Genomic DNA, 17,680 nt, shown 5'->3' with positions numbered 1-17,680 from the left:
GCGTTGCGACACAGGCGAAGACGGAGCTTCGGTACTCCTTAGTTAGGGTCTACTATGTGATGTGGGTTACACCACGCAGGCCTCATCCGTCGAAGGAACCGCCATGGCTACGACCGCTACCGCCACCATCCGCATCCACCACGCGGAGCTCGACCGCAAGACGATCCTGGGCCGGGGGATCGGCGTCGACCGGCTGCCCGTGGCCAGCCTTCCGACCTCCGAAGAGGTCACCGAGATCACCGTCCCCGCGGGCACCCACATCCTGCAGATCCGCAACGGCGTGTTCTTCAGCTCGGCGCTGCGCTACTCGGCGGCACCCGGCACGGTGCTCGACTACGAGGCTGTCGCGCACGAGCCCACTTGGGGTGAATCGGTGTTCGGGTCGGGCGTGGCGCTGCGTCGGATCGCGTCGCCCGTCGCTGCCGATGAGGACCCCCGCAACGGGACGCACCTGCACGACTACGTGACCGGGACCGTTTTCGGCTGAGTCCCGGCCGCTCGGGTCCTGCCTCTCTTGCAGCCTGAGCCGGCCGTATGACAAGGTCAATACATGGCTGGTCGGCAGGGAGGAACCAAGGGTGCGCGGGTAACCGCTGCCCGGGCGGGGACCGTGATCATGCAGGCCCGGGTAGACGCCGCCTTCGCTCGCGAATTGACTCAGGAGGACGCGGTGGTCCTCGGCCTGGAGGGTCCCTCGGCGCTCGTGCGTGAGGGCTTGCGGCTCGTGCATGAGCGTGCCCTGGAGGCGGCCATGGTGGCTGCGTACGACGACTTTTATCGGGGTGGGATCGCTCCCCTCCCGGCGGGAGTAGCGAGCGACGACGTCGAGGCCTGAGGTGGACCCACTCCGCGGCGAGGTGTGGGACGCCCGGATACCTCTGGTCGGCGAGCATCCCTGCGTTGTTCTCACCATCAACCCGATGATTGGCCGCCTCGCGGCGGTGACGGTCGCCGTCGTCACCGGTACGCCGGGGCCTGCCCCCACCCACATTCCGGTCGACGCCGAGTCGGGCTTGACCAAGTACGAGATGAGTTTCGTCAACGCCACGGACCTGCACACGATCGCCCGGAGTCGCCTCCGGCGACGGCGCGGGCGGCTACATCCCGCGGAACTCCACCGGCTGGAATCGGCCGTCCGCACGTACCTCGGCCTGTGACGCGCTCCGTCGGTCTGGTGGCGCCCCCGGCAGGATTCGAACCTGCGCTCCCGCCTCCGGAGGGCGGTGCTCTATCCCCTGAGCTACGGGGGCCGATCGCGGCGCTGACCCGAAAAGAGCTGGTCGGCGGCGCAGGAGAAGACCTTACCAGGTGTGGGTGGGGAGCACTGAACCTGCTGGTGGGGCGGGGGCGGCACGGCCATGACGGAGCCGTTCGCGCGCATCCCTAGAATGCCCAGGTGACACCCGACGAGCTCGCCTCCGCCATCACCGCCTGTCTGCGCGACGCCGTCGCCGCCGGCCAGACCTCGCTGCCGGCCGAGGCCGTGCCGACGACCGTCCGGGTGGAACGTCCCAAGAACCGCGACCACGGCGACTGGTCGACCAATGTCGCGATGCAGCTCGCGAAGAAAGCAGGGCAGAACCCCCGCGAGCTGGCGACGGTCCTCGCCGAGCGCCTGGCCGCCACCCCGGGCGTCGCCGGCGCCGACGTCGCCGGTCCGGGCTTCCTCAACATCACCCTCGACGCCGCAAGCGCGGGCGAGCTGGCCCGCACGATCGTCGAGGCCGGCACGGCGTACGGCCGTGGCGACGCCCTCGCCGGGCACACCGTGAACCTTGAATTCATCTCCGCCAACCCCACCGGCCCGCTGCACATCGGCCACACCCGCTGGGCCGCCCTCGGTGACGCGCTGCGCCGGCTGCTCGCGGCGGCCGGGGCCAGCGTCACGAGCGAGTACTACATCAACGACGCCGGCGCCCAGATGGACAAGTTCGGAGCCTCGATCATCGCCAAGCTCACGGGCGAGGAGGTGCCCGAGGGGGGGTACCCGGGGGAGTACGTCGAGGAACTGGCCCGGCAGGCCCTCGCCCGGCGCCCCGACCTGCTCGAGCTGAACGCGACCGACCACGACGCGGCCGTCGCCCTGGCCCGGGACCTGGGCTATGAGCTGCAGCTGGCCCACATCCGCGACACCCTGGTCGACTTCGGGGTGAGCTTCGACGTGTGGTTCAGCGAGAAGACGCTGCACGAGAGCGGCGCGGTGAGCGCGGCCATCGATCGGCTGCGCGAGCAGGGCCACGTCTTCGAGAGCGACGGCGCGATCTGGCTGCGGACCACGACGTTCGGTGACGACAAGGACCGCGTTCTGATCCGCGCCGACGGTGTCCCGACCTACTTCGCCGCGGACGCCGCCTATTACCTGTCCAAGAAGGACCGCGGCTTCCCAGAGAAGGTCTACATGCTCGGGGCGGACCACCACGGGTACGTGAACCGCCTCAAGGCCATCGCCGCCTGCGCGGGGGACGACCCCGAGGTCAACATCGAGGTGCTGATCGGCCAGCTCATCAACATCGCCGGCGTCCGCATGGGCAAGCGCAAGGGCAACGCGCTCTACCTGACCGACCTCATCGAGGACATCGGCACCGATCCGGTGCGCTATTCGATGGCCCGCTACCCCGCCGACTCCCCGCTCTCGCTCGACGGCGAGGAGATGCGGCGCCGGACGAACGACAACCCGGTCTTCTATGTGCAGTACGCGCACGCCCGGACCTGCAATGTCGCCCGGTTGGCCGCGGGCGACGACGTACGGCGTGCGGACGGGTTCGACCCCGCCCTGCTGACCCACGAGACCGAGTCGGCGCTGCTGGCGATCCTCGGCGACTACCCGCGGATCGTCGCCCAGGCGGCGGCGCTGCGCGAGCCGCACCGGGTGGCCCGCTACCTGGAGGACCTCGCGGCGCGCTATCACAAGTGGTACGACGAGTGCCGCGTGCGCCCGGCCCTGGTCGACGACGAGCCCGAGCCGGTCACCGACCTGCACCGGACCCGGCTGTGGCTCAACGACGCCACCCGGCAGGTGCTCGCGAACGGCCTCGACCTGCTGGGCGTCTCGGCGCCCGAGCAGCTGTGAGCCTCGGGACCGGGCGGGAGGGGCACCGATGGGCAAGGTGATGCGCGCGCACGAGGCGGGCGCGCTGCACAGCGACGGCTACGGCGCCGCCCCCCAGTGGCTGCCCCATCCGGAGGACGTCAACGCCCTGCTGCCGGTGCTCTGGGCCCGCAACGTGGCCAAGGGCGCCGACGGCGTGCTCGCCATCGCGGGGGTGCCGGTCACCCGGATCGCGCAGGAGTTCGGGACCCCGGCGTACGTCGTGGACGAGGACGACTTCCGCGCCCGCGCGCGGGCCTTCCGCGACGAATTCGCCGCGCCGTTCGCCGGCCCGGACGGATCAGGGCCGGGCCTGGACGTGTACTACGCCGGCAAGGCCTTCCTCTGCTCGGCCGTCGCGCGCTGGGTGGCGGAGGAGGGCCTGGGCCTCGACGTGTGCAGCGGCGGCGAACTGGCCGTCGCGATGGCGGTGGGCTTCCCCGCGGCGCGGATCGGCATGCACGGGAACAACAAGTCGGTGGCGGAGGTTCGCGCGGCGCTGGAGTACGGCGTAGGGCGCATCGTCCTCGACAGCTACGCCGAGATCGAGCGGGTGGCCGCAGTCGCCGCCGAGCTGGGCGTCGTCGCGCCGGTGATGATCCGGGTCACCGCGGGGGTCGAGGCGCACACCCACGAGTTCATCGCGACCGCCCACGAGGATCAGAAATTCGGGTTCTCGCTGGCGGGAGGCCATGCCGCGAAGGCGGCGGCGCAGGTGCTCGCCCACCCCGACACCCTCGACCTGCGGGGGCTGCACAGCCACATCGGCTCCCAGATCTTCGACACGGCCGGCTTCGAGGTGGCCGCGCGGCGGGTGCTCGGGCTGCACGCGGCTGTCGCCCGCGAGCACGCCGTCGAGCTGCCGGAGCTGGACCTCGGCGGCGGCTTCGGCATCGCGTACACGAGCGAGAACACCCCGCTGGCGACGGCCGACCTGGGCGCCCAGCTCGCGAGCATCGTGACCCGCGAGTGCGCGGCCGAGGGGGTCCCGGCGCCGCGGGTCTCGATCGAACCCGGCCGGGCGATCGCCGGGCCGAGCACGTTCACGCTGTACGAGGTGGGCACCATCAAGAAGGTCGAGCTGGACGGCGGGGCCCGGCGCGCGTACGTCTCGGTCGACGGCGGGATGAGCGACAACGTCCGCACCGCGCTCTACGGGGCGGACTACTCGGTGACGCTCGCCAGCCGGCGCAGCGCCGCTCCGCCCATGATCAGCCGGGTGGTGGGCAAGCACTGCGAGTCGGGCGACATCGTCGTCATGGACGAATACCTGCCGGCCGACCTGCGCGCCGGCGACCTGCTGGCGGTGCCGGGGACGGGGGCGTACTGCCGCGCGCTGTCGAGTCAGTACAACCACGTGCCGCGCCCGCCGGTGGTGGCGGTCCGGGACAGCGCCGCCCGGCTCATCGTCCGCCGCGAGACGATCGACGACATCCTGGCCCTCGACGTGGACTGACCTGAGATCGACTCCGTCGTGCGCCGCGAGTCAGCTCTCCCGAGGGCGGGTGGACTCTCCTGCGCACGGGTGTTCACCCGACCCCAGGAGAGCGGACTCCTCCGCGTCGGGGAGGCGGCATCGCACCCAGCCGCAAGGCGCCAGCGCCGAGCGCCTTCGGCACGGAGGTCTCGTGGTGGGCGCGGCTCGGGCAGCGAGACGGTGCGCTCCAGAGGGTTGGACCGTCGGCAGACTAGGCTTTCGGCGTCATCTGGAGATCGTGAGGAGAACCGCGCGTGAGCGAGAACGCTGGCGGGCCAACGTCCGAGCCGTTGCGGGTCGCTCTGCTCGGCTGCGGGGTGGTGGGTTCGTCCGTGGCCCGGCTGCTGACCGCGACCGCCGCGGACCTCGCCGCGCGGGTGGGGCGGCCGCTGGAGATCGTCGGCGTCGCCGTCCGGCGGACCGGCCGCGACCGCAGCGACACCGGCCTGCCGGCGGAGGCGTTCACCGCCGACGCGGAGGCGCTCGTCGAGCGGGCCGACATCGTGGTCGAGGTGATCGGCGGGATCGAACCCGCCCGCGGGCTCATCCTGCGGGCCATGGAGCACGGCGCGAGCGTCGTCACCGCCAACAAGGCGCTGCTCGCCGAGGACGGTCCGACCCTGTACGCCGCCGCCCGGCAGCACGGCGTCGATCTGTACTACGAGGCCGCGGTCGCCGGGGCGATCCCGCTGCTGCGCCCGCTGCGGGAGTCGCTCGCGGGCGACGACGTACGGCGCGTGCTCGGCATCGTCAACGGCACCACCAACTACGTCCTCGACAAGATGGCGACTACCGGCGCCGGGTTCGCCGAGGCGGTGCAGCAGGCGCAGGCGCTGGGCTACGCCGAGGCCGACCCGACCGCCGATGTGGAGGGTTTCGACGCCGCCGCCAAGGCCGCCATCCTCGCGAGCCTCGCCTTCCACACGCGGGTGAGCAGCCGGGACGTCTACCGCGAGGGCATCACCGAGGTCAGCGCGGCCGACGTCGCCGCGGCCGCGGAGATGGGCTGCGTCGTCAAGCTGCTGGCGATCTGCGAGCGGGTCGCCGCGGGTGCGGCGCCGGGCGGAGCGGCCGGCGTCAGCGTGCGCGTTCACCCCGCGATGATCCCGAACAGCCACCCCCTGGCCGGCGTCCGGGAGGCCTTCAACGCGGTCTTCGTCGAGGCCAGCGCCGCGGGGCAGCTGATGTTCTACGGGCCCGGCGCGGGCGGCGATCCCACCGCGTCCGCGATCCTCGGCGACGTCGTCGCCGTCGCCCGGCACCGGGTGGGCGGCGGGCTGGGGCCGCGCGAGTCCGCCTACGCCGACCTGCCCGTGTTGCCGATGGGGCGGGCCCTGACCAGGTATTACTTCAGTCTCGACGTCCTCGACCGGCCGGGGGTGCTGGCCCAGATCGCCGGGGTCTTCGCCGAGCACGCGGTCTCGATCGAGCAGGTCCGCCAGGAGACCCACGTGGACGACGACGGTGCCCGCGTCGGCGCTCAGCTCGTGATCGTCACCCATACGGCGCCGGACGAGGCCCTGGCGGCCACCGTCGACGCGCTGTCGACCATGGAGATCGTGCGCGGCGTGACCAGCGTCATGCGCGTGGAAGGGGAATGAGATGGCCCACCAGTGGCGCGGGGTGATCCGCGAGTACGCGGACCGACTGCCCATGCTCGCGGGCGCCCCCGTGGTGACCCTCCTCGAGGGCGGCACGCCGCTGATCGAGGTCGAGAAGCTGTCGGAGCGGGTGGGTGCGCGGGTCCTCGTGAAGTTCGAGGGGCTCAACCCGACCGGCTCGTTCAAGGACCGCGGCATGACGACCGCGATCTCGATGGCGGCGGCCGCCGGCGCGAAGGCGGTCATCTGCGCCTCCACGGGCAACACGAGTGCCAGCGCCGCCGCGTACGCCACCAAGGCCGGCATGGCCTGCGGCGTCCTGGTGCCGGACGGCAAGATCGCGATGGGCAAGCTGTCCCAGGCGGTCGCGCACGGCGCCACGCTGCTGCAGGTCGACGGCAACTTCGACGCCTGCCTGGAGGTGGCCCGCAAGCTCGCCGAGTCCTACCCGATCGAGCTGGTCAACTCGGTGAACCCGGCCCGGATCGAGGGCCAGAAGACCGCGAGCTTCGAGATCGTCGACGCCCTCGGCGACGCCCCCGACATCCACTGCCTGCCGGTGGGCAACGCCGGCAACATCACCGCCTACTGGCGGGGCTACCGGGAGTACGTCGAGGGCACGCCGGGCGCCACCGGCCCCGACGCGGCGGCGGCCTCGTCATCCGGCCCGGCCAGCCACACCCCCCAGATGTGGGGCTTCCAGGCGGCCGGCGCCGCGCCCATCGTCCTCGGCCACCCCGTCGACGACCCCGAGACCATCGCCACCGCCATCCGGATCGGCAACCCGGCCAGTTGGAAGCAGGCCGAGGAGGCCCGGGACACCTCCGGCGGGCTGATCGACTTCGTCACGGACGAGGAGATCCTGGCCGCGCACCGGCTGCTGTCCGCCACCGAGGGCGTGTTCGTCGAGCCGGCGTCGGCCGCCAGTGTCGCGGGCCTGCTCAAGATGCACGCCGCGGTCCGCGTGCCCGGCGGGGCGACCATCGTCTGCACCGTCACCGGGCACGGCCTCAAGGACCCTGCCTGGGCGCTGAAGACGGCGGACGGCACGGAGGTCCTGCCGACCCGGATCCCTGTCGACGCCGTCAGCGCCGCGCGGGCGCTGGGCCTCGAGAGCTGACGGGACGACGACGGCGATGGTGCTGGCGAGCCTGCCCGACGGCCTCGCCGTCGCCGTGACCGTGCCCGCGAGCAGCGCCAACCTCGGGCCCGGCTTCGACTCGATCGGGCTCGCGCTGGGCGTGTGGGACGACTACACGGTCCAGGTGGGCGGCGCCGGCCTGCGCATCGACGTCGTGGGCGAGGGCTCGGGGCAGGTGCCCCGCGATGGTCGCCATCTCGTGTACCGGTGCCTCGCGCGCGGGCTGGCCGCGCAGGGGTACGCCCTGCCCGCCGGCCTCGACCTCCGCTGCACGAACCGGGTGCCGCACAGCCGCGGCCTGGGCAGCTCGGCCACGGCGGCCGTGGCCGGGTTCGCGCTGGCCAACGCGCTGGTCGTGGCTGCGGGGTCGGCGGCTCCAGCCTCCGCCACCGCCGAGGCGGCGCCCGGCGACGACGTACCGCTGGATCTGGCCTTCGTCGGCGAGCTGGCCGCCCAGGCCGAGGGGCACCCGGACAACAGCTCGGCGAGCGTGTACGGCGGACTGACCGTGTCGTGGAGCGACGACGTCGCCGCCGTCGCGGGCGTGCACACGGTCCGCATCGAGGTGCACCCGGGCATCGAACCGATCGTGCTCGTTCCCGACATCGAGCTGTCCACGGCCGCGGCCCGGGCGGCGCTGCCGACCGAGGTGCCGTTGAAGTCGGCCTCGCTCAACGCCGGCCGAGCCGCCCTGCTCGTGGAGGCGATGACACGCCGGCCCGACCTGCTGCTCGCCGCGACGCGCGACTGGCTGCATCAGGAGCAGCGGCGCATCGCGTACCCCGCCACGATGCGGGTCGTCGATCGGGTGCGCGCGCGGGGTCTGGCGGCCGTCGTCTCGGGCGCGGGCCCGACGGTGATGCTGCTGGTCACCAGGGAACACGCGGAGCGGGCCCGGTCGATCGTGGCCGAGATCGTGGCCCTGGAGGACGCCCGATGGGAGATCGGCGCGCCCGGCGTGCCCGCCGACGGGGTGCGTGCCCGGCGGGTGGGCGGGACCCTGCCGCCGCAGCCGCCGACTCGGTGACACGCCGCCGGACGTGCTACATTCGTCATGCTCCACGGGGAGCGCAGTTCGACCTCAGGCAGATCGCCGCGGTCGTGGGGCGCACTGGAGCACTCCGACGGTCGATTGAGATCCCGTCGCCGCCCCCCAAAATTCGCCGCCACAGTTCCGGCCAGACAGTGCCGGGCGGCCTCCCGAGTCCCGGGACGGTGGCAAGCACACATCGGCGCCTCCGTGGCTCTCTGCGAGCCCACGGCAAGACGCCGGCCGATGACGGGACCGCCACGATGCGGGCCCGCGTGACGAGGGAAGGACCTTCGTGACCGACACCACCGAGCTCACCCTGCCTGTCGAGGCGCCCAAGCGCCGAGGGCTCACGACCATGCGACTGGCAGAGCTCCAGAGCCTCGCCCAGGGCATGGGCATCTCCGGCACCTCCGGGATGCGCAAGGGCGACCTCATCCTGGCCATCAAGGACCGGCAGGGCGGCTCCTCCCCGCGGTCCGCGTCGCGCGCGGCGGGCACGGACGCGAGCAGTGCTCCGCAGGGCTCCGACGCCGGCCGGTCGGCGGGCGGCGCGGGTGAGGCGGACGCGGCGGGTGTCGACGGTACGGCGGGAGCGGGTGGCCCCACTCGGCGTACGCGTCGTGCGGTCGCCCCGGTCAGCGCGCCGGACCAGCGCGCCGAGCAGCCGGCGCAGGCCGGCGGGCCCGAGCCGACGGGCGGCGACGCTGCGTCGCGTCCCAGTCAGGCGAGCGACGCAGGCGAACGAAGCGAACCGAGCCAGCGGTCCGATCAGTCGGAGGCCGGCCAGCGTCCCGACCAGCAGGGGCAGGGCGACGAGGGGCAGGGCCGGCGCCGGTCGCGCCGGGAGCGGCAGCGGGATTCGCGGTACGGCGACCGTGCGGGCCAGGACGGCTCCGGCGACCAGCGCCGCGACGGCGGCCAGAACCAGGGCCAGCGCGATCAGCAAGGCCAGCGCGACCGGCAGGACGGCGGCCAACAGGGCCAGCGCGATCAGCAACAGCAGAGTCAGCGGGACCAGCAACAGGGCCAGCGCGAGCGGCAGGACGGCGGTCAGCAGGGCTACCGCGACCGTCAGCAGGGCGACAACCGCCAGCAAGGCGATAACCGCCAGCAGTCGGACAACCGGCAGGGCGACAACCGGCGGTTCCGGGACGACGACGACGGCCCGGGCGGGCGTCGTCGCAACCGGCAGCGCAGCCGAGACCGCAAGCGCCGCGGCACCCGCGGCGGCATGGGTGAGGACTACAGCGACCAGCTGGAGACCTTCTCCGAGGACGACGTGCTCGTCCCGATCGCGGGCATCCTCGACGTGCTCGACAACTACGCCTTCGTGCGGACCAGCGGCTACCTGCCGGGACCGAACGACGTGTACGTGCCGCTCGGCATCGTCAAGAAGCACGGGCTGCGCAAGGGCGACGCGGTGACCGGCGCGGTCAAGGCCATGCGGGAGGGCGAGCAGCTGCCGGCGCGGCAGAAGTTCAACGCCCTGGTGCGCCTCGACACGGTGAACGGGACCAACCCGGACGCGGCGCGCAATCGGGTCGAGTTCTCCAAGCTGGTGCCGCTGTATCCGCAGGAGCGGCTGCGGCTGGAGACCGAGTCGAACATCCACACGACCCGAATCATCGACCTGGTCAGCCCGATCGGCAAGGGCCAGCGCGGGCTCATCGTCAGCCCGCCGAAGGCCGGCAAGACGCTGATCCTGCAGGCCATCGCCAACGCGATCACCAAGAACAACCCCGAGGCCCACCTCATGGTCGTGCTCGTCGACGAGCGCCCCGAGGAGGTCACGGACATGCAGCGCACGGTGAAGGGCGAGGTCATCGCCTCGACCTTCGACCGGCCGGCTGACGACCACACGACGGTCGCGGAGCTGGCGATCGAGCGCGCCAAGCGCCTGGTCGAGCTGGGCCACGACGTGGTCGTGCTGCTCGACTCGATCACCCGCCTGGGTCGGGCCTACAACCTCGCGGCGCCCGCCTCTGGTCGCATCCTGTCCGGTGGTGTGGACTCCAGCGCCCTCTACCCGCCGAAGCGATTCTTCGGCGCGGCCCGCAACATCGAGAACGGCGGCTCGCTGACGATCCTCGCCACGGCGCTGGTCGAGACCGGCTCCAAGATGGACGAGGTGATCTTCGAGGAGTTCAAGGGCACCGGCAACATGGAGCTGCGGCTCAGCCGCCAGCTCGCTGACCGGCGCATCTTCCCGGCCGTCGACGTGAACCCGTCGGGGACGCGCCGCGAAGAGATCCTCATGAGCCCCGAGGAGCTCAAGCTCATGTGGAAGCTCCGCCGGATCCTGTCCGCGCTGGAGTCCCAGGCGGCGCTGGAGTTGCTGCTGGCGCAGCTCAAGAAGACCAAACACAACGCCGAGTTCCTCATGATGGTGCAGCGCAACAGCAGCATCAAGCTCGACGACGAGGAGTGACGAAGGCCCCGTCTCGGGTCCTGTCCCGGACCTGAGACGGACGCTTAGATCCCCTGGTGGCCGGTCGATGGGTAGTCGGTCTCCCTGCGATGCTCGCGGGTGGGCCCACGGATTCGCATCACACGCCACGGACGGCGGTCGTTTCGCCGTCTCTGCACTCGGGGGAACGCCATGACCGGACCTAGCCACATCCTCGTGGCCGACGACGACGCAGACATTCGTGACCTGGTCACGTTCAAGCTGACGCAGTCGGGCTACACGGTGGAGGCGTACTCCGATGGCGCCTCCGCGTGGGCCGCGATGACCGAGCGCCCGCCGCGGCTCGCGCTGCTCGACGTGATGATGCCCGGCCTGTCCGGCCTCGACGTCCTGCGCAAGGCGCGCGAATCCGCCGCGACCGCGAACATCCCCGTGATCCTGTTGACGGCGCGCAGCCGCGACGTGGACGTCGAGGACGGGTTCGCGTGCGGCGCGACCGACTACGTCATCAAGCCGTTCAGCCCGCGCGAGCTCGTTCATCGGGTCGCCGCGGTGCTGGGGCGATGACGGGCTCGTCCAGCCTGCTCCTGCTGTCCCTGTCGGCCCTCGCGGTGGTGGCCGTCGCCCTGATCGGGCTGACGGTGCAGGCCCGCGTCAGTCGGCGCCGCCGGGAGCGGGCGCTGGCGCGGGTGCAGGGTCGTTACCGACACCTCCTGCTCGAAGTCGCCTCCGGGGAGGACGAGGACCGCGCGGCGTGGGCGGAGCTCGCCACCTTGTCCCGGCGCGACTGGGCGAGCGTGCGGCCCGCGGTCATCGCCCTGCTGGCGAAGGTCCGCGGCAAGCCCGCCGTCGAGCTCGGGGCGCTGGTCGAGGGCTTCGGCGAGTTGGCTCGGGCCCGAGAGGGCTTGACCTCCCGGTTGGCGGGACGGCGCGCCCGTGCGGCGTACCTCGTCGGTTTGGCCCGGGACGCCCAGGCCGTGCCCGCGCTGTGCCGGCTGCTGCAGGATCCGTCCGGCGACGTGCGCTTCGTCGCGGCGCGGGCCCTCGGGATGGTGGGCGACCCCACCGTGGCGTCGGCGCTCCTGGCCGCGGCCGGTCACCAGCCCGGCGTGCGCGACGGTCACTCCGGTCTGCCCGCGTGGGTGGCCGCCGAGGCCCTGCTGCGGATCGGCCCCGGCTGCCAGGACGCGGTGGCGCAGGCCCTCAGCTCGAAGGACGCGCACGTGCGCGCCGTGGCGGCGCAGGTGGCCCTGCACGGGTCGTTCCCGGCCGCTCTCGCCCCGGCGCGTGTCTGCATGCTCTTCGAACCCGAGGTCGGCACGAAGGAGACGCTGATGGCGCTGCTGGGCACGCTCGGCGACCCCCAGGACGTGTCCGTGCTGGCGGCCTACCTGGATCCGTTGGTCCCGGCCCGGCTGCGCCGCGCGGCGGTGGGTGCGCTCGGTCACCTCGGTACGCCGACCGCGGCGGAGCGCCTCGCCCGCCTGCTGGGCGACGACGACCGGTCGGTGGCGACCGCGGCCGGGGACGCCCTGGCCGCGATGGGGGAGCGGGGCCACGAACTCCTCACCAGTGCCATGAGCGGCGCGGATGCGGCCCGGCGGGTGGCCTCGGCCTGTCTGCACCTGGCCCGCCTGCGCGCGGAGGTGGTCCCGGCATGATGGACGCACTGCGGTACGTCATCGCCGGGGCGCTGCGCCTGTGCGAGACGCCGATCCTGGTCTACTTCCTGCTCATCAACACGTCCTATCTGGTGCTCATGCTGGCCGGGGCGTACGACTTCGGCGCCCACGTGCGGCGCCGCACCTGGGTCGACCGGGACGCGGCGGCGGCCTCGCCGATGGTGCCGGGGGTGAGCCTCATCGTCCCGGCGTACAACGAGGCGGCGGGCATCGTCCCCGCGGTGGAGTCGCTGCTCAGCCTGCGGCACCCGCGCCACGAGGTGATCGTCGTCGACGACGGGTCGACCGACGACACGTTCGCCACCCTGGTGAGGCGGTTCGAGCTGGTGGGCGTGGACCGCGAGATCCCGATGGACGTGCCGGTCCGCGCCGAGATCCTGGGCGTCTACGTGCCCGACGACGGCCGCACCCGCCTGACCGTGGTGCGCAAGGCGAACTCCGGCAAGACCGAGGCCGTCAACACCGGCATCAACGCCGCGACCCAGCACGTCGTGGCCATCGTCGATGCGGACTCGGTGCTCGATCCCGACGCGTTGATCGCCGTCACCGAACCCTTTGTCGTCGACCCGGTGCGCACCGTCGCCACCGGCGGGGTGATCCGCGCCGCGAACGGCTGCACGGTGCAGGACGGCCGCGTCGTCCAGGTCGCCTCGCCCCGCGACTGGCTGGCCCGGATCCAGGTCGTGGAGTACCTGCGCGCGTTCCTCATGGGCCGATCCGGCTGGTCGCGGCTGCAGGGCCTCATCATCATCAGCGGGGCGTTCGGCGTCTTCCGGCGCGACATGCTGGTCGACATCGGCGGCCTGGACCACGGCAGCCTGGGTGAGGACTTCGAGCTGGTCATGCGCATCCACCGGCTGTTCCGGTCGCGGGGCGAGGACTACCGGGTGTTCTTCGTGTCCGAGCCGGTCTGCTGGACGGAGGTGCCGGTCACCCGCCAGGTGCTGCGCCGGCAGCGCACCCGCTGGCATCGCGGCCTGTGGGAGGTGCTCTGGAAGTACCGCGGCATGGTGTTCAACCCCCGCTACGGGCGCATCGGCATGGTCGTGTTGCCGTGGTTCTGGCTGTTCGAGCTCGCCGCTCCGGCGCTGGAACTCGGCGGGTTGCTGCTCATGGCCCTGGGCTTCGTGCTGGGCCTGGTGCAGCCGGCGTACGCGGTGTTGTTCATCGCGGTCGCCTACGGCTACGCGGTCTGCATCAACCTCACCGCGCTCGCCATTGAGGAGCTCACGTTCCATCGCTACCCCCGGTGGCGCGACCTGGCCGTCTGCCTGGTCGCCTCGCTGCTGGAGAACTTCGGCTACCGCCAGCTGACGGCCGTGTGGCGCTGCCGCGGGGCGTGGGACGGGATCCGCCGGTCCCAGCAGGTGTGGGGGACGATGACCCGCACCGGCTTCACCGAGGCCGTCCCGGACTCCGTCACGGCGCCGGCCGGCGCGCGCGTCCTCGAGGGGGACCGAGCCGGATGAACCGAGATCGCGGAGCGCAGGCATCGACCGCGCGAGGGCTGCTGACCGACCGGCAGGTGCTGCCGGCCGTGTCCGTGCGCTCGCGGTTGATGCTGCTCACCGCGGTCTTCGGCGTGCTGGTCATGATCGGTGGGGTGGTGGCGTTGCTCGGCCTGCGCGATTCCCTCGCGAGCACCGAACGGAACACCACGGCGGTGGCGCCCGCCCTCGACGCCAACCGAGACGTGGCGAACACGATGATCACCGCGCAGTCCTCGCTGCGCGGCTATCTCGTCGCCAACCTCTCGCTGCGTTCCGGGGTGGCCAACGGCGCCTTGAACGTCGAGGACTTCCGCAAGCGGTACGCCGACGCCGAGTCGCGCTATCCCTCGGACCTGCAACGGGTGGACGCGCTGCTGTCCCGGGCCGAATACACGAGCGACACGGCCGCACGGGCTGACCTGGAGCGGTTGCGGCAGCGGCAGCGCGACGCCGTCACCGCCTGGTGGGAGTTCGCCCGCACGGTCCAGTCCCGCTTCGACCTCGACCCGGCGTTCATCGCCTCGGGGGACAAGCTGTTCGATGCGTCCAGCCAGGCCAACGACGACGTCAGCCGTCGGATCATCGTCGAACGGGACGCCCTGCGCCAGGACATGAGCGCAACGATCCGCCAGACGCAGCGCCAGGTGTTGATGGCCACCCTGGCCGCGCTCGTGGCGGCCTGGGCCGTCGGGCTCTCGACCACCCGTGGGCTCACCGGCCCCCTCGCTCGGCTGCGCGACACCTGCCGCCACCAGGCCGGCGGAAGCCGAACGGCGTGGGCCGACGAGCGCAGCGGAGCCCGGGAGGTGCGCGACCTGGCGCGGGGACTCAACGCCCTGACCGCGGCCCAGCACGCCCTCCTTGACGAGCAGGCCTACGCCTTGGCGCTGTCGCAGACGACGCGCGAACTGGCCCGGCGCATTCAGGACGCGCAGAGCGTGGAATCCGCGTTCGCGATGGCCGTCGAGGGGGTGAGCGCGGCCCTGTCGGCCGGCCGGGTGGTCTGCGTGATCACGCACGGGTCGGAGGGCGGCAACTGTACGTCGTTCGAGCCGCGGGCCCAGTTGGCTCGTTCGCTCGTCGAGCGGGACGCGCTGGTCGCGATCCAGGACGACGTACGGCGGCTGTGGACCGGCGATCGCTGCCTGGTGGTCGAAGACCTGGCGGCGGACGGGCCCGCGCTCCCGACGCCGTCGGGCGAGCGGCGCCAGCACGGCGCCGCCATCATCGCCGCCTTCGGCACGGCCAGCACCCCCCGCGGGGTCTTGACGGCCACCGAGCCGTCCCCGCGCGCGTGGACCGCGACCGAGACGAGCTTCGTGCAGGCCATCGCGGCGGAGATCGGACTGGCCGTGGAGGCGGCCGAGGTCGGGCGGGCGCGGGCCGAGCACGGGCAGCGGCTGGAGGACCTGGACCGGCAGAAGGACGGCTTCCTGTCCACGGTGTCGCACGAGCTGCGCACCCCCCTGACCTCGATCAACGGCTACCTGGAGCTGCTCGGCGACGGCGACGCGGGCCGGCTCAGCGAGGAACAGGCGCGCATGTTGGCGGTCATCGAACGCAACGCCGTGCGGCTGCGTGGCCTGATTGAGGACCTGCTGTTGATCAACCGGATGCGCGACGGGGTGACCGGCGAGGTCGAGGCCGTCGATCTCGACCGGCTGGTCGCCCACGCCGCCGAGGAGATGGCTCCGCTGGCCGGGGCCAAGGGCGTCATCCTCGACATCGCCTCGATGACCGGGGTTCCCGTCGACGGGGACCGGGCGCAACTGGCGCGGGTGCTCACCAACCTGTTGTCGAATGCCGTGAAGTTCACCCCGGCCGGCGGCCGGGTCCGGGTGCGGACGCTGCGAGCGATCGGCAGCGATTCGGTGCGCATCGTCTGCTCGGACGAGGGCATGGGCATTCCCGCGGCCGAGCAGAGCAAGCTGTTCACCCGGTTCTTCCGGGCGAGCAACGCCACCAAGGCGGAGGTCCCCGGCACCGGGCTCGGCCTCGTCGTGGTGAAGGGCATCGTGCGAAGCGCACGGCGGCCGCCTGCAGCTGTCCTCGACGGAGGGTGCCGGGACGACGGTGGTCGTCGAGCTGCCCGTCGCCGCGCACGCCCCCCAGGGCGCCTGAGGCCCGATTCGCGGCGGCGCGGGCGGGTGAGGGGGGCCGATTTCCGGCCGCATTGAGCCCTCTGGCACACTTGAGGACTGGCTCCGGTTCACGTCGTACCGCCTCCGGCACGACGACCCGGCTCCGATCGCCTCCAAGGAGAGACCCGTGCAGAAGGACATTCACCCCGCCTACGGCGTCACGACCGTGACGTGCACCTGCGGCAATAGCTTCACCACGCGCAGCACCGCCAAGAGCGGCGTCATCAACGCCGACGTGTGCAGCCAGTGCCACCCGTTCTACACGGGCAAGCAGAAGATCCTCGACACCGGTGGCCGCGTGGCCCGGTTCCAGGCTCGTTACGCCAAGAAGGCCGCCAAGTAGCGACCTCGCCGACGCCGGTCTCCGGGCGCCTTCGCGCCGGGACCGGCGTCGCGGCATGTCCGCCCCCGGGTCGGGGCCCGCGCCGAGCGCGGCGACTCGACCGCCCAGCGACGCTCGAAAGGACCGCCGATGCTCGACTCCGCCGCCGCGCTCGCGGACGAGTACGCGCAGCTGGAGGCGCGGCTCGCCGATCCCGAGGTGTTCGGTGACCCGGCGCAGGTCCGCCGGCTCAACAAGCGGTACGCCGCCCTCGCCCCGACGGTGCGCGCCTATGAGCAGGTCCGTTCGCTGACCGACGACCTCGCCGCCGCCCGCGAGCTGGGCCAGGAGGACGCCGCCTTCGCCGCGGAGGTTCCGGAGCTGGCTGCCGAGCTGGACCAGGCGAGCGAGCGCCTGCGCCGGCTGCTCGTTCCGCGCGATCCCGACGACGACCGCGACGCGATCGTCGAGGTGAAGGCGGGGGAGGGCGGCGAGGAGTCCGCGCTGTTCGCGGGCGACCTGCTGCGGATGTACCTGCGGTACGCCGAGCGCCGCGGCTGGACCACGCGCCTGCTGGACGCCACCGAGTCGGACCTGGGCGGCTACAAGGACGCGCGCCTGGCCGTCACCGCGAAGGGCCCGGCCCAGCCGGGCGAGGCCCCCTGGGCGCGGCTGAAGTTCGAGGGCGGCGTGCACCGGGTCCAGCGGGTGCCGGTCACCGAGAGCCAGGGCCGCATCCACACCAGCGCCGCCGGGGTGCTGGTCATGCCGGATGTCGACGACCCCGAAGAGGTCGAGATCGCCGCGAACGACCTGCGGATCGACGTCTACCGCAGCTCCGGGCCCGGCGGGCAGAGCGTCAACACCACCGACTCCGCCGTGCGGATCACGCACCTGCCGACCGGCCTGGTCGTCAGCTGCCAGAACGAGAAGAGCCAGCTGCAGAACAAGGAGTCGGCCCTGCGCGTGCTGCGCGCGCGGCTGCACCGGATGCGCGTGGAGGAGGCGGAGGCCGCCGCCGCCGACGCCCGCCGCAGCCAGGTGCGCACCGTCGACCGCAGCGAGCGGATCCGCACCTACAACTTCCCGGAGAACCGGATCGCCGATCACCGCACCGGGTTCAAGGCGTACAACCTCGACCAGGTCCTCGACGGGGATCTCGATCCGGTGGTGCAGTCCTGCCTGGACGCCGACGAGGCGGAGCGGCTCGCACACCTCGCGGACGGTTCGTGACGCCGCCGATCTCGCCGGTCCCAGCGCCCGAGCCCGTCGAGCCCGTCGGGCCCGTCGACGCCGGG

At 72.4% G+C, this 17,680-nt stretch carries 15 protein-coding genes and 1 tRNA gene; 15 read left to right on the top strand and 1 reads right to left on the bottom strand.

Going from position 1 to position 17,680, the window contains the following annotated elements; translation table 11 throughout:
• Nucleotides 1-103 precede the first annotated feature (103 nt).
• The 3 genes from IPK37_01910 (at nt 104) to IPK37_01900 (ending at nt 1,157) form a co-directional block, all read left to right on the top strand.
• Nucleotides 104-487: a hypothetical protein gene (locus IPK37_01910; protein QQS01260.1), complete on the top strand. Its 384-nt coding sequence runs from the start codon at nt 104-106 to the stop codon at nt 485-487.
• A gap of 129 nt (nt 488-616) precedes the next feature.
• Entirely contained in the window at nt 617-835 is a 219-nt protein-coding gene (locus tag IPK37_01905) for a hypothetical protein (protein QQS01259.1), read from the top strand.
• A gap of 1 nt (nt 836) precedes the next feature.
• Nucleotides 837-1,157 carry a type II toxin-antitoxin system PemK/MazF family toxin gene (locus tag IPK37_01900; protein ID QQS01258.1) on the top strand — a complete coding sequence of 107 codons (321 nt, stop codon included), beginning with the start codon at nt 837-839 and terminating at the stop codon, nt 1,155-1,157.
• 18 nt (nt 1,158-1,175) lie between these two features.
• Here the strand turns inward: IPK37_01900 and IPK37_01895 are convergent.
• A tRNA-Arg gene (locus tag IPK37_01895) sits at nt 1,176-1,250 on the bottom strand.
• 146 nt (nt 1,251-1,396) lie between these two features.
• Between IPK37_01895 and IPK37_01890 the strand changes: the two genes are divergently transcribed.
• From IPK37_01890 to prfA, 12 genes are all read left to right on the top strand, one after another.
• Entirely contained in the window at nt 1,397-3,070 is a 1,674-nt protein-coding gene (locus IPK37_01890; protein ID QQS01257.1) for an arginine--tRNA ligase, read from the top strand.
• 40 nt (nt 3,071-3,110) lie between these two features.
• The gene (lysA, locus tag IPK37_01885) at nt 3,111-4,544 is read left to right on the top strand and encodes a diaminopimelate decarboxylase (protein ID QQS02606.1); all 1,434 of its coding nucleotides are present in this window, start codon (nt 3,111-3,113) and stop codon (nt 4,542-4,544) included.
• A gap of 275 nt (nt 4,545-4,819) precedes the next feature.
• Nucleotides 4,820-6,166, top strand: a complete 1,347-nt coding sequence (locus IPK37_01880; GenBank protein ID QQS01256.1) for a homoserine dehydrogenase — start codon at nt 4,820-4,822, stop codon at nt 6,164-6,166.
• 1 nt (nt 6,167) lies between these two features.
• Nucleotides 6,168-7,286, top strand: a complete 1,119-nt coding sequence (locus IPK37_01875; GenBank protein QQS01255.1) for a threonine synthase — start codon at nt 6,168-6,170, stop codon at nt 7,284-7,286.
• Nucleotides 7,287-7,302: 16 nt separating this feature from the next.
• Nucleotides 7,303-8,334: a homoserine kinase gene (locus IPK37_01870; protein ID QQS01254.1), complete on the top strand. Its 1,032-nt coding sequence runs from the start codon at nt 7,303-7,305 to the stop codon at nt 8,332-8,334.
• 298 nt (nt 8,335-8,632) lie between these two features.
• The gene (gene rho / locus IPK37_01865; protein QQS01253.1) at nt 8,633-10,768 is read left to right on the top strand and encodes a transcription termination factor Rho; all 2,136 of its coding nucleotides are present in this window, start codon (nt 8,633-8,635) and stop codon (nt 10,766-10,768) included.
• 171 nt (nt 10,769-10,939) lie between these two features.
• Nucleotides 10,940-11,314 (top strand): response regulator, encoded by a 375-nt coding sequence (locus tag IPK37_01860; GenBank protein ID QQS01252.1) that lies wholly within the window; start codon nt 10,940-10,942, stop codon nt 11,312-11,314.
• Nucleotides 11,311-12,408 (top strand): HEAT repeat domain-containing protein, encoded by a 1,098-nt coding sequence (locus IPK37_01855; protein QQS01251.1) that lies wholly within the window; start codon nt 11,311-11,313, stop codon nt 12,406-12,408. The genes IPK37_01860 and IPK37_01855 overlap by 4 nt, the downstream gene beginning before the upstream one ends.
• Entirely contained in the window at nt 12,405-13,898 is a 1,494-nt protein-coding gene (locus IPK37_01850) for a glycosyltransferase family 2 protein (GenBank protein ID QQS01250.1), read from the top strand. The genes IPK37_01855 and IPK37_01850 overlap by 4 nt, the downstream gene beginning before the upstream one ends.
• Nucleotides 13,895-16,096 (top strand): hypothetical protein, encoded by a 2,202-nt coding sequence (locus IPK37_01845; GenBank protein QQS01249.1) that lies wholly within the window; start codon nt 13,895-13,897, stop codon nt 16,094-16,096. The genes IPK37_01850 and IPK37_01845 overlap by 4 nt, the downstream gene beginning before the upstream one ends.
• Before the next feature lie 91 nt (nt 16,097-16,187).
• Nucleotides 16,188-16,403 carry a 50S ribosomal protein L31 gene (gene rpmE / locus IPK37_01840; protein ID QQS01248.1) on the top strand — a complete coding sequence of 72 codons (216 nt, stop codon included), beginning with the start codon at nt 16,188-16,190 and terminating at the stop codon, nt 16,401-16,403.
• A 129-nt stretch (nt 16,404-16,532) separates the two neighbouring features.
• Entirely contained in the window at nt 16,533-17,615 is a 1,083-nt protein-coding gene (prfA, locus tag IPK37_01835; protein ID QQS01247.1) for a peptide chain release factor 1, read from the top strand.
• The last annotated feature ends 65 nt before the right edge of the window (nt 17,616-17,680 follow it).

The sequence above is a fragment of the Austwickia sp. genome, assembly GCA_016699675.1.
Taxonomy (GTDB): Bacteria; Actinomycetota; Actinomycetes; order Actinomycetales; family Dermatophilaceae; genus Austwickia.
This window is presented reverse-complemented; position numbering and strand designations above follow the sequence as displayed.